Annotated in this window: 15 protein-coding genes; 6 read left to right on the top strand and 9 right to left on the bottom strand. The window is 71.4% G+C overall.

Going from position 1 to position 13,438, the window contains the following annotated elements; genetic code table 11:
• Positions 1-6 precede the first annotated feature (6 nt).
• Positions 7-570 (top strand): NUDIX domain-containing protein, encoded by a 564-nt coding sequence (locus tag FCN18_RS14320; protein WP_228713943.1) that lies wholly within the window; start codon positions 7-9, stop codon positions 568-570.
• Here FCN18_RS14320 and FCN18_RS14315 read toward each other — a convergent pair.
• The 4 genes from FCN18_RS14315 to arc form a co-directional block, all read right to left on the bottom strand.
• Positions 567-1,208 carry a hypothetical protein gene (locus FCN18_RS14315; RefSeq protein ID WP_137095320.1) on the bottom strand — a complete coding sequence of 214 codons (642 nt, stop codon included), beginning with the start codon at positions 1,206-1,208 and terminating at the stop codon, positions 567-569. The genes FCN18_RS14320 and FCN18_RS14315 overlap by 4 nt on opposite strands.
• Before the next feature lie 49 nt (positions 1,209-1,257).
• Positions 1,258-2,196, bottom strand: coding sequence for an aldo/keto reductase (locus FCN18_RS14310; RefSeq protein WP_113641453.1), 939 nt, complete (start codon positions 2,194-2,196; stop codon positions 1,258-1,260).
• Between the two features lie 73 nt (positions 2,197-2,269).
• Positions 2,270-2,614, bottom strand: a complete 345-nt coding sequence (locus tag FCN18_RS14305; protein ID WP_113641452.1) for a hypothetical protein — start codon at positions 2,612-2,614, stop codon at positions 2,270-2,272.
• Positions 2,615-2,726: 112 nt separating this feature from the next.
• Positions 2,727-4,544 carry a proteasome ATPase gene (gene arc / locus FCN18_RS14300; protein WP_112269092.1) on the bottom strand — a complete coding sequence of 606 codons (1,818 nt, stop codon included), beginning with the start codon at positions 4,542-4,544 and terminating at the stop codon, positions 2,727-2,729.
• A gap of 437 nt (positions 4,545-4,981) precedes the next feature.
• Here arc and FCN18_RS14295 point away from each other — a divergent pair, with 437 nt between their 5' ends.
• On the top strand, positions 4,982-5,614 hold the full coding sequence (locus FCN18_RS14295; protein ID WP_112269090.1) for a hypothetical protein: 633 nt from the start codon (positions 4,982-4,984) through the stop codon (positions 5,612-5,614).
• A 75-nt stretch (positions 5,615-5,689) separates the two neighbouring features.
• Here FCN18_RS14295 and FCN18_RS14290 read toward each other — a convergent pair whose 3' ends face one another.
• Together FCN18_RS14290 and FCN18_RS14285 are read right to left on the bottom strand one after the other, a co-directional pair.
• Entirely contained in the window at positions 5,690-6,511 is an 822-nt protein-coding gene (locus tag FCN18_RS14290; protein WP_113641450.1) for a tRNA (adenine-N1)-methyltransferase, read from the bottom strand.
• A 77-nt stretch (positions 6,512-6,588) separates the two neighbouring features.
• Positions 6,589-7,686 carry a site-2 protease family protein gene (locus tag FCN18_RS14285; RefSeq protein ID WP_170200557.1) on the bottom strand — a complete coding sequence of 366 codons (1,098 nt, stop codon included), beginning with the start codon at positions 7,684-7,686 and terminating at the stop codon, positions 6,589-6,591.
• 206 nt (positions 7,687-7,892) lie between these two features.
• Here FCN18_RS14285 and FCN18_RS14280 point away from each other — a divergent pair, with 206 nt between their 5' ends.
• The 3 genes from FCN18_RS14280 to FCN18_RS14270 are packed head-to-tail and all read left to right on the top strand — an operon-like array spanning position 7,893 to position 10,606.
• A complete protein-coding gene (locus FCN18_RS14280) occupies positions 7,893-8,807 on the top strand; it encodes a RecB family exonuclease (RefSeq protein ID WP_112269084.1) in 915 nt (304 codons plus the stop codon).
• 10 nt (positions 8,808-8,817) lie between these two features.
• Positions 8,818-9,630: a thioesterase family protein gene (locus tag FCN18_RS14275; protein WP_137095319.1), complete on the top strand. Its 813-nt coding sequence runs from the start codon at positions 8,818-8,820 to the stop codon at positions 9,628-9,630.
• A 46-nt stretch (positions 9,631-9,676) separates the two neighbouring features.
• Positions 9,677-10,606, top strand: a complete 930-nt coding sequence (locus tag FCN18_RS14270; RefSeq protein ID WP_112269080.1) for a ParA family protein — start codon at positions 9,677-9,679, stop codon at positions 10,604-10,606.
• A gap of 41 nt (positions 10,607-10,647) precedes the next feature.
• Here the strand turns inward: FCN18_RS14270 and hisG are convergent, their stop codons facing one another.
• Both hisG and FCN18_RS14260 read right to left on the bottom strand, forming a co-directional pair.
• Positions 10,648-11,493: an ATP phosphoribosyltransferase gene (gene hisG, locus FCN18_RS14265; protein ID WP_112269078.1), complete on the bottom strand. Its 846-nt coding sequence runs from the start codon at positions 11,491-11,493 to the stop codon at positions 10,648-10,650.
• A 17-nt stretch (positions 11,494-11,510) separates the two neighbouring features.
• Complete coding sequence (locus tag FCN18_RS14260) at positions 11,511-11,774, bottom strand: phosphoribosyl-ATP diphosphatase (protein WP_110335671.1); 264 nt, start codon at positions 11,772-11,774, stop codon at positions 11,511-11,513.
• Positions 11,775-11,921: 147 nt separating this feature from the next.
• Here FCN18_RS14260 and FCN18_RS14255 point away from each other — a divergent pair, with 147 nt between their 5' ends.
• Positions 11,922-12,725: a class I SAM-dependent DNA methyltransferase gene (locus tag FCN18_RS14255; RefSeq protein ID WP_112269076.1), complete on the top strand. Its 804-nt coding sequence runs from the start codon at positions 11,922-11,924 to the stop codon at positions 12,723-12,725.
• A 12-nt stretch (positions 12,726-12,737) separates the two neighbouring features.
• On the opposite strand, the gene FCN18_RS14250 is transcribed toward FCN18_RS14255, so the two are convergent.
• Positions 12,738-13,412 (bottom strand): HAD family hydrolase, encoded by a 675-nt coding sequence (locus FCN18_RS14250; RefSeq protein ID WP_112269074.1) that lies wholly within the window; start codon positions 13,410-13,412, stop codon positions 12,738-12,740.
• Between the last annotated feature and the right edge of the window lie 26 nt (positions 13,413-13,438).

Below are 13,438 nucleotides of genomic sequence, written 5' to 3'. Positions count from 1 at the left end.
CCCCCGGTGGGCGGTGACGAGCTGGTTGCGATCTACGACGCACTGGGAAGCCCTGCGGGCAGCGCGACGAGGGCCGAAATGCGGGCGCGCGGACTCTGGCACGCGGCCGGTGTCGTGCTCGTGCGTTCGCTCAACGGTGAGCACGTGTACGTACACCAGCGCTCGCCCGGCAAGGACGTCTTCCCGTCGTACCACGACTGCTGGGCGGGCGGCGTGGTCGCGCACGGCGAGACCCCGGCGGAGTGCGCCACCCGGGAGCTGGCCGAGGAGCTCGGCATCTCGGGCGTGTCGCCGATCCCTTTGTTCACGCACGTGTTCGATCAGCCACCGATCCGGTGCCACAACTTCGCCTTCGAGGTCCGCTGGGACGGCCCGATCGTCCACCAGCCGGAGGAGATCGTCGGCGGCCGGTGGGTGCCGCTGGAGGAGCTGCGGAAATGGGCGGAGGACCCCGAAGGCCCGCTCATCCCCGACGGCAGGCTCGGCGTGCTCGAGTGGTTCCGGCGGCAGGGCGCGTCTCTCGACCCTCTGCCCAGCGAGCGGGCAACGGGGTTGGGAGACGCACCCTAAGGCTGAGCGAGCTTGGCGGCGGCGACCGGCGCGAGCCGCTGCACCGCTGCCGCCGCCCTGGCCCGGTCGGCGGCGGTGACCTGGACGCCCGAGAGCACGTTGCCGCTCGCCAGCAGCACCGTGCAGGTGCCCTCGGCACACCACGCCGCGTGTGCGTCGACGGCGGGCTCCAGCGGTACCTCCAGCTCGTCGCCCGGGCAGCGCACCCGCGACGTCAGGATCTCGGCGGCGGGCCGCTCGGCATAGGCGGTGACGAGCTGGTCGATCGTCGAGCCGGTCGGGTATTCCCAGCGGGCGTCCCTGCGCTCGGTGCCGACGAGCCCGAGCGGGATCTCGGCCAGACAGCCCTCCGCGACGGTCAGCGCCGCGACGGGCCGCACCCCCTCAGCGGCCACGTCCTGATCGGGCAGCACGGCACCGTCCACCGCGGCGGCCAGCACGACGGGGTCGGCGCCCGGCTCCGGCGGCGGCGCGGACGGCGGTGGCGGTGAGGCCGTGACCGTGGCCGACTCCGTGGTCGTCTCGGGCTCGTCGTAGTAGGTGTCCAGGTCGTTCGGCCGGTCGGCGCAGCCGGCCAGGCCCGTCAGGCCCGCAGCCGCGAACGCCGTCACGGTGACCGCTACCCGTGCTCGTCGCACCCTGTCCTCGTCCCCTCAGACCGACCCCCGAACAGGGCCCTGACAGTAGTCATCGCCACGGCAGCGCTGATCGGTGGGCCCAGTACTCGGCGGGGTCCTCCCGCAGCTCCGCGAGGGCGGCGAGCTCGTCGTCGCCGAGGCCCAGCCGCGCGCCGGCGAGGTTGGCGTCGAGCTGGGCCACGCTGGCCGGCCCCACCAGCACGACGTCGGCCCAGGACTGGGCGAACGCCGCCGCGAGCGCCACGGCGTCGGCTGGCACGTCGCGCGCCGCCGCGATCGCCGCCAGCGCGGGCGGCGGCGAGACGGCCAGCCTGCCGTTGGCCAGTGTCTCCTTGAGCTGCACCAGCACGCCGTCGGCGTGGGCGTCGGCGAGCGCGAGGCCCGCGGAGGTCTCCAGCACGTTCCAGGTGGACTGCACGGCCGTGAACACCGGACGCCCCGCGACGCGCAGCTCCAGTGCCCGCCTGATCGTCTCCGCCTGCGCGGGGCCCGAGGTCGAGAAGCCCACGCGCACTCCGGAGTCGGCCAGCTCGGCCAATGCGCCGAGCAGCGGCTCGTCGGCGAAGAGCGGGCTGTCCGCGGTCAGCGAGTGGACCTGGTAAAGCGAGACCCGCCCGTCCAGCAGCTCCCTGGTCTGCGCCCACTGCTCGGTGAACCGGGCCAGCGAGTGCTCCTTCTCCTCGTGCACGGCCGCGTCGAGCCGCCAGCCGCCGACGTAGGCGTAGCCCCACTTGCTCGACACCACCACGTCGTCGTGCCCGCGCTCGGCGAGCCAGCCGGAGAGGAACTCCTCGGCGCGGCCGTACGAGCGCGCGACGTCCACGCGGCGGACGCCGGCGGCGTAGGCGCGGTCGAGCACGGCGGCGGTGCCCGCGCGCATCGCGGCGACGTCGCGCTCCCCGGGCAGCTCCTCCGTCCTGCCGAGGTTGATGTACGCGGGCCTGCCCAGCGCGGCGAGCCCCACGGCGATCCGTGCGTCGTTCTTCACGGGTGTCACCGTAGTTCGGCGGGTTGCGGCACGAACGACCCCTCATGGCCGCGCCGTATAGGTCGTTATACGCTTAGCGGTCGGCCTGGCGGCGGCGCATCAACTCGAGGAACTGGTCAGCCGAGAGCACCTCGCGGTGCAGCTTCTCCAGCCGCGCCGCGGGCGCGCGCACGTAGCCTTTGCCGAACACGGGGGCGATCTGCCGCAGGCTCGCCCCCGCCTCCCTGGCGGCGAGCAGCGCCCAGTCGGAGGCGTTGGCACATGCCGTCGACGCCTGCCGCAACTCCCCCAGCACCGCGATCAACTCGTCCGCGTCGACCTCGCCCGCGCGCACGGCCGCGGCGGCCTCCTCCAGCCAGCCGAGCATGTCCGCCGCCGTGACCGGCGCGCGGAGCCGGCCCTCCCGAAGCTCGTCCATGCCGCCAGCGTATAGGCCGTTATACGAAACGCGGGCACCGAAACGCCCCCAAGGCCACCTTTGTTGCGTTGAACGCAACAAAGGTGGCCTTGGGGGACAGTGGCCGGTGGCCTTAGAGGTACTGGCCGGTGTTGGTCGCGGTGTCGATCACCCGGCCGGACTCCTGGTTCTTGCCGGTGACGAGCGTGCGGATGTAGACGATCCGCTCGCCCTTCTTGCCGGAGATCCTGGCCCAGTCGTCCGGGTTCGTGGTGTTCGGGAGGTCCTCGTTCTCCGCGAACTCGTCGACGATCGCGTCCAGCAGGTGCTGCACGCGCAGGCCGGGCTGCTGGGTCTCCAGCACCGACTTGATCGCCGACTTCTTCGCCCGGTCCACGATGTTCTGGATCATGGCGCCGGAGTTGAAGTCGCGGAAGTAGAGCACTTCCTTGTCCCCGTTGGCGTAGGTGACCTCCAAGAACCGGTTCTCGTCGGTCTCCTCGTACATCCGCTCGACGGTGTGCTGGATCATCGCGTCGATCGTGGCCTGCCGGTCGCCGCCGAACTCCAGGAGGTCGTCGGCGTGGATCGGCAGCTCCGCCGTGAGGTACTTCGAGAAGATGTCCTTCGCGCCCTCCGCGTCCGGCCGCTCGATCTTGATCTTCACGTCGAGCCTGCCGGGACGCAGGATCGCCGGGTCGATCATGTCCTCACGGTTGGACGCGCCGATCACGATGACGTTCTCGAGTCCCTCGACACCGTCGATCTCCGACAGCAGCTGCGGAACGATGGTGGTCTCCACGTCGGAGGACACCCCGCTGCCACGGGTGCGGAAGATCGACTCCATCTCGTCGAAGAACACGATGACGGGGGTGCCGTCGGAGGCCTTCTCCCTGGCCCGCTGGAAGATCATGCGGATGTGCCGCTCGGTCTCCCCGACGAACTTGTTGAGCAGCTCGGGGCCCTTGATGTTGAGGAAGTAGGACTTGGCGTCGTCCGCGTCGCCGCCGCCGCGCGCCTCGGCCACCTTCTTCGCCAGCGAGTTGGCCACCGCCTTGGCGATGAGCGTCTTCCCGCAGCCGGGAGGACCGTAGAGCAGCACGCCCTTGGGCGGCCGCAGCTGGTACTCCAGGTAGAGGTCCGAGTGCAGGAACGGCAGCTCCACCGCGTCGCGGATCTGCTCGATCTGCCGGAAGAGCCCGCCGATGTCCTCGTAGCGGACGTCGGGGACCTCCTCGAGCACCAGGTCCTCGACCTCGGCCTTCGGCACGCGCTCGTACGCGTAGCCGGCCTTGGAGTCCACGAGCAGCGAGTCACCGGGCTTGAGCGTCTGCTCGGCCAGCGGGTCCGCCAGCCAGACCACTCGTTCCTCGTCCGCGTGCCCGACGACGAGCGCCCGCGAACTGCCGCCCTCGGTCTCCGGCAGCAGCACCTCGCGCAGGGCGCAGACCTCGCCCGTTCGCTCGAAGCTGCCACCCTCCACCACGGTGAGCGCCTCGTTGAGGCGGACGCTCTGCCCGCGCTGCAGCGAATCGATCTCCACCGCGGGCGACACGGAAACCCGCATCCGCCTGCCCGCCGTGTAGACGTCCACCGTGTTGTCCTCGAAGGCCTCCACGAAGACGCCGTACCCGCTCGGTGGCTGGGCGAGCCGGTCGACCTCCTCCCGCAGGGCCAGGAGCTGACTCCGCGCCTCACGCAGCGTCTCAACCAGCTTGTTGTTCCGCTCCGTGAGCTGGCTGACCCGCTCGGTCGCCTCGGCGAGCCGTTGCTCGAGGACACGGTTCTGCCTCGGCGAGTCCGTGAGCTTCCGGCGAAGCAGCGCTACTTCCTCCTCCAGGAAGCGGATCTGCCGCAGCTGCTCGCTGGTCGGGTTGCCCGCGGCTCCAGCTCCGTGTGTTTCTGAAGGGTCGGCCTCCTCATGCCGACCTCCGGGAAGGTCGTGTTGCATTTCGGCACCTCCTCGGAATGCATTTCTTCCCACGGTACCGGCGATCACCGACATGAAAAGCCCTAACCGCATCACAGGATCGGCGCGTCGCGCGGATGCGAGGGGCTACCCACTGCCGTGCGAACTGACTCCGATCCGGTGGGGCGGCCCGATTTCCGCCGCCTGGCCGCACCCGGTCGCACTCCGTGAGATGACCATGAAACGGACAAATCAGGCCGTCCTGCCGGACTCGGATGGAACCAAGCGTGCCGTGGCTACGATCTAACCCACATCCACGGCGTGGACCAGGGATTTCCGCAGCAAGTGACCACTAAGGGGGCCACATGACCTATCCGCCGCAACCGCCAGGGGGACCGGGGCAACCCGGGCCGTACGGACAGCAGGGTCCGTGGGGACAGCAGCCGCCGCAGGGCGGACAATTCCCACCCAGTGGACCCATGCCACAGCAGGGCGGGTACAGCGGCCCTGGGGGAACACAACAATTTGGCCAACCCGGCCCGTACGGCCAGCAGCCGCCCGGCTTCCCCGGCGGCCCCGGCGGCGAGCCGCCCAAGAAGAAGACCGGCCTGATCGTCGGCCTCTCCATCGCCGCGGTCGCCGTGATCGGCGGCGTCGTCGCGCTGATCCTCATCCTCTCCGGAGGTGACGACGAGCAGAACGCCGACGGCGGCGACAACAACAGCGGCAACCAGCAGTCCACCGCCCCGCAGGTCCCCGGCGCGGGCGGCGACTCCAGCGACTCCGGCGAGTCGTCGGAGTCCTCGGACGATGGCGACTCCGGTTCCTCCGGCGACGACACGGCCGCGGTCCAGGAGCTCGCCGACCAGGCCCTCGAGGCCCTGAACAACAAGGACGGCGCGCTCGCCAAGGAGATCTCCTGCAACCCCGGTGCGGTCAGCACGGACGACTTCGACCAGCTGCCCGACGGCGTCGAGTACTCGCTGAACGGGGACCCGGAGATCACCGGTGACTCGGCCGACATCCCGGTGACCATCTCCTACCGGGGGCAGAGCCAGGACGAGACCCTGCCCGCCTCCAAGGAGGACGGCACCTGGTGCATGGCGGGCTGACCCGCTCGCACCGGACGTGACGGAACGGGGCGTGCCCGGCGGAAGCGGTTCCGCCGGGCACGCCCCGTTCAGGTCTCAGCCCCGGCTCGGCCGCCTCCTGCGCATCGGCGGCGTCACGCCCTCGGCGAGCCTGCGCGTGGTGAGCAGGAACGCCGTGTGCGCCACCATGCGATGCTCGGGCCGCACGGCGAGCCCCACCACGTGCCACGGGCGCATGAGCGTCTCCCACGACTCCGGCTCGGTCCAGCACTGCTGCTCGCGCAGCGCCTCCGTGACCGCCGACAGCTGCGTCGTCGTGGCCACGTACACCACCAGCACCCCGCCCGGCACCAGCGAGCCGGCCACGGCGGGCAGCACCTCCCACGGCGAGAGCATGTCGAGCACCACCCGGTCGACCTCGCCGGTGTGCCCGGCGACGTCGCCGAGCCGCAGCTCCCAGTTGGGCGGGCGCTCGCCGAAGAACTTCTCGACGTTGCGCACCGCGTGCTCGGCGTGGTCCTCGCGCACCTCGTACGACGTCACGCTGCCCTGCGGGCCCACCGCCCGCAGCAGCGAGCACGTCAGCGCCCCGGAGCCCGCACCCGCCTCCAGCACCCGCGCGCCGGGGAAGATGTCGCCCCACATCACGATCTGTGCCGCGTCCTTGGGGTAGATCACCTGCGCACCGCGCGGCATCGACAGCACGTAGTCGGGCAGCAGCGGCCGCAGCGCGAGGTAGGTCGTCCCGCCAGCCGACGTGATCACCGACCCCTCCGGCTTGCCGATCACGTCGTCGTGCGCCAGCGCGCCGCGATGGGTGTGGTACTCGCCCCCCTCGGCCAGTACGAGCGTGTAGTGCCGGCCCTTCGGGTCGGTCAACTGCACCCGGTCACCGGCGCGAAACGGCCCTGCTGACACCGAACCTCCAGTTCAGACGTGGTCACCCTGCTCATCGAGACAGCGGTTGATCGTCGCAGGAGACGCCGGTGCCGGGTTCAGCGGGTCGGCTTCCGGTGCCCGGACAGCGCCGCGCGCACGTCGTCGCGGTGCAGCACACCGGCGGGCTTGCCGTCGTCGTCGACGACGAGGAACTGCCACGTCGCCACCTCGCGGACCCGTTCGGCGATGTCGTCGCCCGGCTCGGACAGCAGGAGCACGGTCTCCGCCCTGATGGGCTCGGCAGCGAGCTCCGCGGGCGCCTGCGGGGACTCGGCTGCGAGCCGTTCCGCCGCCGCCTCGTCGAGCAGCCCCGCCGCGACGCCGTCGGCCCGCACCAGCACCACGCCCCGGCCCGCCGAGGCCGACAGCGCGGCCGACACCGGGCTCTCCGCCGGCAGCTGCAGCACCGGGCGCATCAGGTCGCCGACCTCGAGACCGTCTGGCCAGCCGCGCCTGCCCTCGGCCGCGAACTCGCTGGACGCCCCGAGCGCAACGAACCACGCCGTGACGACGCAGACGCCGAGCCGCAGCCAGCGGTCGTCGCTGCCGACGGCGAGCCCCCACAGCGCCCACACCAGCAGCCCGACCGACACCAGGCCGCCACCGAACACCGCGGCCCTGGTTCCCTTCGCGCGGGCACCGGTGAGCGCCCAGACGCCTGCCCGCAACAGCCTGCCGCCGTCGAGGGGCAGCCCGGGAAGGAGGTTGAACAGCCCGACGGCCAGGTTCGCGACGGCGCACTGGGCCACGAGCAGCCAGATCGGGCCGCCCGGCGGCACCGCGAGCAGCAGCAGCCCGCACAGCGCCGCAAGCAGGATCGACACGACCGGGCCGGCGGCGGCGACGAGGCTCTCCTGGCCGGGCCGTCTCGGCGTGCGGGCGACCTCGGAAAGGCCACCGAGCAGGAACAGCCGCAGCCTGCGCACGGGGATGCCGAGCCGGAGTGCCACGACGCAGTGGCCGAGCTCGTGCGCCAGCACCGAGAGGCCGAGCAGCACGGCGAACGCGGCCGCCAGCACCCAGGACGTCAGCGTGCTCGCGTCCGGCAGCAGCCTGCCGACCAGCGGCGTGTAGAGCACGACGATGATCAGCGAGCCGATCCACCAGGACGGCGCGAGCAGCACGGGCACGCCGTCGACGCGGAAGAGCAGCAGGCCGCCCTCCGACGGGGACGCCGAGGGCGCGCGCCGGGGACCGCCCCTGCGGTACTGGCTCGTCGCGTCCACCAGGCGAGGGTAGAACGTCGGGTGTGGGGTGTTCGTTACCCGTGCCCCGCAAGTGGCGTGTGTCCCGCGTCCGATTCGGCCCACGCCCGCTCGCGCTACCGGGAGTTGTCGTACCGTGCCGCTACGCTCCGGGCATGGCAGAGGGCACCACCACGACGGCCACCGTCACCCCGACCGAGGACCCGCCGCGTTCCGGCGCGGTTCGCCGTCCCGCGCTGTCCCCATCCAGAGCGAGCGACTTCAAGCAGTGTCCCCTGCTCTACCGCTTCCGCGCCGTCGACCGGCTGCCGGAGGTGCCGACGAAGGCACAGGTGCGGGGCACGCTCGTGCACTCCGTGCTGGAGCGGCTGTTCGCGCTGCCGCAGGGCGAGCGGGTGCCGGAGCGGGCCGTCGCGATGCTGGAGCCCACGTGGCGGGAGCTGCTCACGGAATGTCCGGAATGGACTGAGCTTTTCTCCGATGAGGACGGTGACGCCGAGCAGGCCATGAGCGCCTGGCTCGGTGGTGCGGCGAAACTTCTCGACGGCTACTTCGGACTCGAGGACCCCAACCGGCTGGACCCGGAGGCGTGCGAGCTGCACGTCGAGACCGAGCTGAGCTCCGGCGTCGTGCTGCGCGGCTACATCGACCGGCTCGACGTCGCGCCCACCGGCGAGATCCGGGTCGTCGACTACAAGACCGGCGCCGCGCCCCGCGAGATCGGCGAGGCGAAGGCCATGTTCCAGATGAAGTTCTACGCGGTCGTGCTCTGGCGGCTGCGCGGCGTCGTCCCGCGCCAGCTCAAGCTCATGTACCTCAGCGACGGGCAGGCACTGGCGTACACGCCCGACGAGGCCGAGCTGGTCCGCTTCGAACGCACGCTGGAGGCGATCTGGCAGGCGATCCTGCGGGCGGGCAGGACCGGTGACTTCCGGCCGAACCCCGGCAAGCTGTGCGGCTGGTGTTCCCACCAGGCGCTGTGCCCTTCGTTCGGCGGCACTCCCCCGGAATATCCTGGCTGGCCTGAGCCCGATCCCGGCGAGGAGTCCGTCCTCGACCGTGCCGACTGAGGAGCCTCGCGTGTCCGAAGCGTTCTACCTGCCCCGCGGAGAAGGGCGGTACCTGCCCACCGAGCACACGGCGGGCCCGTGGTCGCCCGACTCGCAGCACTTCGGCCCGCCGTCGGCGCTGCTGGTGCGCGAGCTGGAGAGCATCCCCGCCGCACGGGAGATGCTGCTGGGCCGGGTGACCGTGGAGATCCTCGGGCCCGCCCCGCTCACGGAGCTCACGGTGCGGGCGGGGCTGGAACGGCCCGGCCGTTCGGTCGAGTTGCTGTCGGCCGAGCTCGCGGCGGGCGGCCGGGTCGTGGCGAAGGCCTCCGGCTGGCGGTTCGCGACCTCGGACACCACCGAGGTCGCCGAGGGCTCGGCCGCGCCACTCGCCCCGGTCGAGGACTGCCCGCCCGCCGACTGGCCTGCGACGTGGAACGACGGCTACCTCAAGGCGATGGAGTGGCGCAAGATCAGCGGCCGGGTCACCGACCCGGGTCCGGCCGCGGTGTGGGCGCGGCAGCGCGTGCCGCTCGTCGACGGCGAGAAACCGAGCCCACTCCAGCGGCTGTTCACGGTCGCCGACTCCGGCAACGGCACGTCCAACCGGCTCGACATGCGCGAGTGGCTGTTCATCAACGCGGAGCTGACCGTCCACGTGCACCGAGAGCCCGTCGGCGAGTGGATCGGGCTCGACGCCGACACGGTTCTCGGCCCGCAGGGCCTCGGCACGGCGACCAGCAGGCTGCACGACACGACCGGGCAGGTCGGGACCGGTGCGCAGGCGCTGCTGGTGCGTGCTCGCCCCGACGGGCGGCCGGCCGCGGGGCAGAGCCGGTCCTGATCCACTAACCTGCTCCCAAACCACGAGATCCAGGAGCTGGCGCACAGTGCAGATCACCTCGGTGGTCAACCAGAAAGGCGGGGTCGGCAAGACCGCGCTCAGTGTCGGCGCCGCCGCCGCGCTCGCCGAGCGCGGTCGCAGGGTGCTGCTGATCGACCTCGACCCGCAGGGTCACGCGACCACGGAGCTCCTGGGGCTGCCCGAGGCGCCCGCCGAGGCGCCGAGCCTCGCGAAGGCGCTCACCAAGACGTGGCGGGGCGCGATCGAGGAGCTGGTGGTCCCCCACCCGCGCAGCAACATCGGCGCGGGCGGCGCCTTCGACGTGATCCCCACGTCGCCGGGGATGTTCGACCTGGTGCGCAGGCTCGACCAGTTCCGCGTGCCCGGCTGGCAGCTGGCCAGGGTGATCCAGTTCGCCAACTACGACCACGTGATCATCGACTGTCCGCCCGCGCTGGACGTGCTCACCAACAACGCGCTCGCCGCCACGCACGGCATCCTCGTCCCGGTGCAGCCCGACCGCACGAGCATCAGGGCACTGCGGCTGATGCAGGAGCAGATCCGCTACGTCGAGTCCGCGGTGGACCGGCAGCCGGTGGCCTACTACGGGCTCGTTCCCGGGCTGTACCGGCGGCCGATCTCCGCGTACGCGGCGGCGGCGCTGAGCGAGCTGCACACGTTCGGCATCCCGATCCTGCCCCACGTGCCGCTCGGCGTGGTGATGAACGAGGCCGCGGCGCGGGGCGTGCCGGTGACGACGTTCGCGCCCGAGACCATCCAGGCGGTGGCTTTCCGGCAGATCGCCACCGTGCTCGACACCATGACCGCCCCCGCCGCTCCCGCGCCGCCGGTGGCCGAGCAGGATTTCGTGTTCGAGGACTTCATCGCCGAGCTGTCCGACACCAGGGCCGCCAACGACAACGGCGCCCGCCGCAAGCTCTACGACCTGCTGCCCAAACGCCAGCGGCCGCGCTGACCGCCGTCAGGGTCCGGAGCCCGGACCCTGACGGCGGTTGCTCAGAGCCGGCAGGCGCGGATGTCCGACGCCAGGATGGCGCGGGCGCCAACGGCGGCCAGCTCGTCCATGATCGAGTTGACCTGCTTGCGCGGCACCATGGCCCGCACGGCCACCCAGTCGGCGTGCGCGAGCGGCGCGACGGTCGGGGACTCGAGGCCGGGCGTGATGGCCATGGCCCGCTCGAGCAGCGTGCGCGGGCAGTCGTAGTCGAGCATCATGTACTGCTGCGCGAACACCACGCCCTGCAGGCGTGCGGCCAGCTGCCCGATCGGCTTCGAGTCGGCGTTTCCCGACCGGTGCACGAGCACGGCCTCGGACACGCAGATCGGGTCCCCGAACGCGACGAGGCTGTGCTGGCGCAGCGTGCGGCCTGAGCCCACGACGTCGGCGATCGCGTCGGCGACCCCGAGCTGCACCGAGATCTCCACGGCGCCGTCGAGCCGGATGACCTCCGCCTCGATCCCCTGCTTGGCGAGGTCGTCCCGCACGAGCTTCGGGTAGGACGTCGCGAGCCTCTTGCCGTGCAGGTCCTCGGTCTTCCAGTCCCGTCCCGAGGGTGCCGCGTAACGGAACGTGGAGCCGCCGAAGCCGAGCGCGAGCGTCTCCTCCACCGGCGCGCCGGAGTCCAGCGCCAGGTCGCGGCCCGTGATGCCGAGATCGAGCTCCCCGGAGCCCACGTAGATCGGGATGTCCTTGGGGCGGAGGAAGAAGAACTCGACCTCGTTCACCGGGTCCAGCACGGTGAGGTCGCGCTGCTCATGTCGCTGCCGGTACCCCGCCTCACCGAGCATCTCCGACGCCGGCCCGGCCAGCGCACCCTTGTTCGGCACCGCGACACGCAGCATGGTCTTTCCTTTCCTCCTCACAGGTACCGGTAGACGTCCTCGAGCGGGACGCCACGGCCCAGCAGCAGCACCTGAACCCGGTAGAGCAGCTGGGAGACCTCCTCGGCCAGCCGCTCGTCGGACTCGTGCTCCGCCGCGATCCAGACCTCGCCGGCCTCCTCCAGCACCTTCTTGCCCTGCGCGTGCACTCCGGCGTCCAGCGCGGCCACGGTGCCGGAGCCCTCGGGCCGGGAACGGGCCCGTTCGGCAAGCTCGGCGTACAGCTCATCGAAGGTCTTCACGGACTGAATCCTTCCATCCACCGTCGCAACGGTGGCGGGCGGGCCGTCTCCCGCGCGATCCCGCTGTCGGCCGGTTGACTTGGCCACGGAAATCCACTTTGCTGAATTGCGGAGCCCGGGAACGAATCGAGAACGGAAAGGTGGGGTATGGCAAACAGGAGGTTACCCGACGAAAATGGCGGCCCTTCGATGAAGCACACTGAACTCCAAATACGACTGCCGGAACACCCGGAGCGAATAGACCAGGACTCGGAGTACTGCCTGGTTCTCCTGGACGGCGAGTGGCAGCAGATCCGGTTCCACGACTACCACCGGATCTTCGCAATTCCCGGACTCTACGAACAACTTTTCCACGACATTCTGGACTGCCGCTCACCCGACGTGGTCGGGAAGCTGCTGAAAGAACAGGTCCAGCGCGACAACGTGGTCGCCTCGTCACTGCGCGTCCTCGATCTGGGCGCCGGGAACGGGCTCGTCGGCGAGCAGTTGCGCACGGTGGGCGCGGGCAGCCTGGTCGGCGTGGACATCATCCCGGAGGCGCGGGACGCGGCGCGGCGTGACCGCCCCGAGGTCTACGACGCCTACCACGTCGCCGACCTCACCGCGCTGTCCGAGCAGGAAACCCGCACGCTGCACGGGTACGGCTTCAACACGCTGTCCTGCGTGGCGGCGCTCGGCTACGGCGACATCCCGCCCGCGGCGTTCCGCGCGGCGTACAACCTCGTGAGTGACGGCGGCTGGATCGCGTTCACCATCAAGGACCGGTTCCTCGGCGACGAGGACACGTCCGGCTTCGCGCGCCTGATCAACCGCTGCCAGGAGGCCGGGGTGCTCGAGGTGCGCTCGTCCGAGCGCTACCGGCACCGCCTCAACATCTGTGGCGAGCCGCTGTACTACGTGGCGCTCGTCGGCGTGAAGCACGCGGACATCCCCGCCGGGCTCGTGCCCTGACGCCCGCGGGGCTCAACCCTGCCGCGCGGCCGCGACATCCGCGACCGAGAGCGCGTCAAGGCCGACGAGCGAGGAGCGGAACGTCCGCCGCACCCCGGGCTCCACCGGCACGTCGTTGGGCACGACGAGCACCGTGCAGCCCGCCGCCACCGCCGACTCGGTGCCCACCGGCGAGTCCTCCACCGCGACGCACGACTCCGGGTCGGCGCCCAGCAGCCGGGCTGCCCGCAGGTAGGGCTCGGGGTGCGGCTTGTTCAGCCCGTCCACCTCGTCGCCGCACACGGTGACGGCGAAGAACTCGCGGCCGATCGTGTTGAGCGCGAGTTCGGTCAGGGCGCGCTCGGTGGAGGTCACGAGCCCGCACGGGATCCCGGCCGAGCAGATCGCCGCGAGCGCCTCACGCGCGCCCGGCCGCCAGGGCAGCTCGTCGGCGAACAACGTGGCCGTGCGTTCCCGGATCCACCGCGACACCTCGGCGATCGCCCGCGGGGTGACGTCCTTGCCCGCGACCGAGAGCAGGAAGCGCGTCGTGGTGTCCATGTTGGACCCGACGAGGGACGCGCGCTGCTCGGTCGTGAGGTCGCCGCCGAGCCAGCCCGCCGCCTCGTAGAGCGCGACGTCCCAGAGCTTCTCGGAATCGACGAGGGTGCCGTCCATGTCCCACAGCACGGCGGCGGGGCCGTCCATTGCGGACGGTCGGTTCACGTTCGCTC

Source organism: Prauserella endophytica (assembly GCF_005146945.1).
GTDB classification, from domain to species: Bacteria; Actinomycetota; Actinomycetes; order Mycobacteriales; family Pseudonocardiaceae; genus Prauserella_A; species Prauserella_A endophytica.
This window is presented reverse-complemented; position numbering and strand designations above follow the sequence as displayed.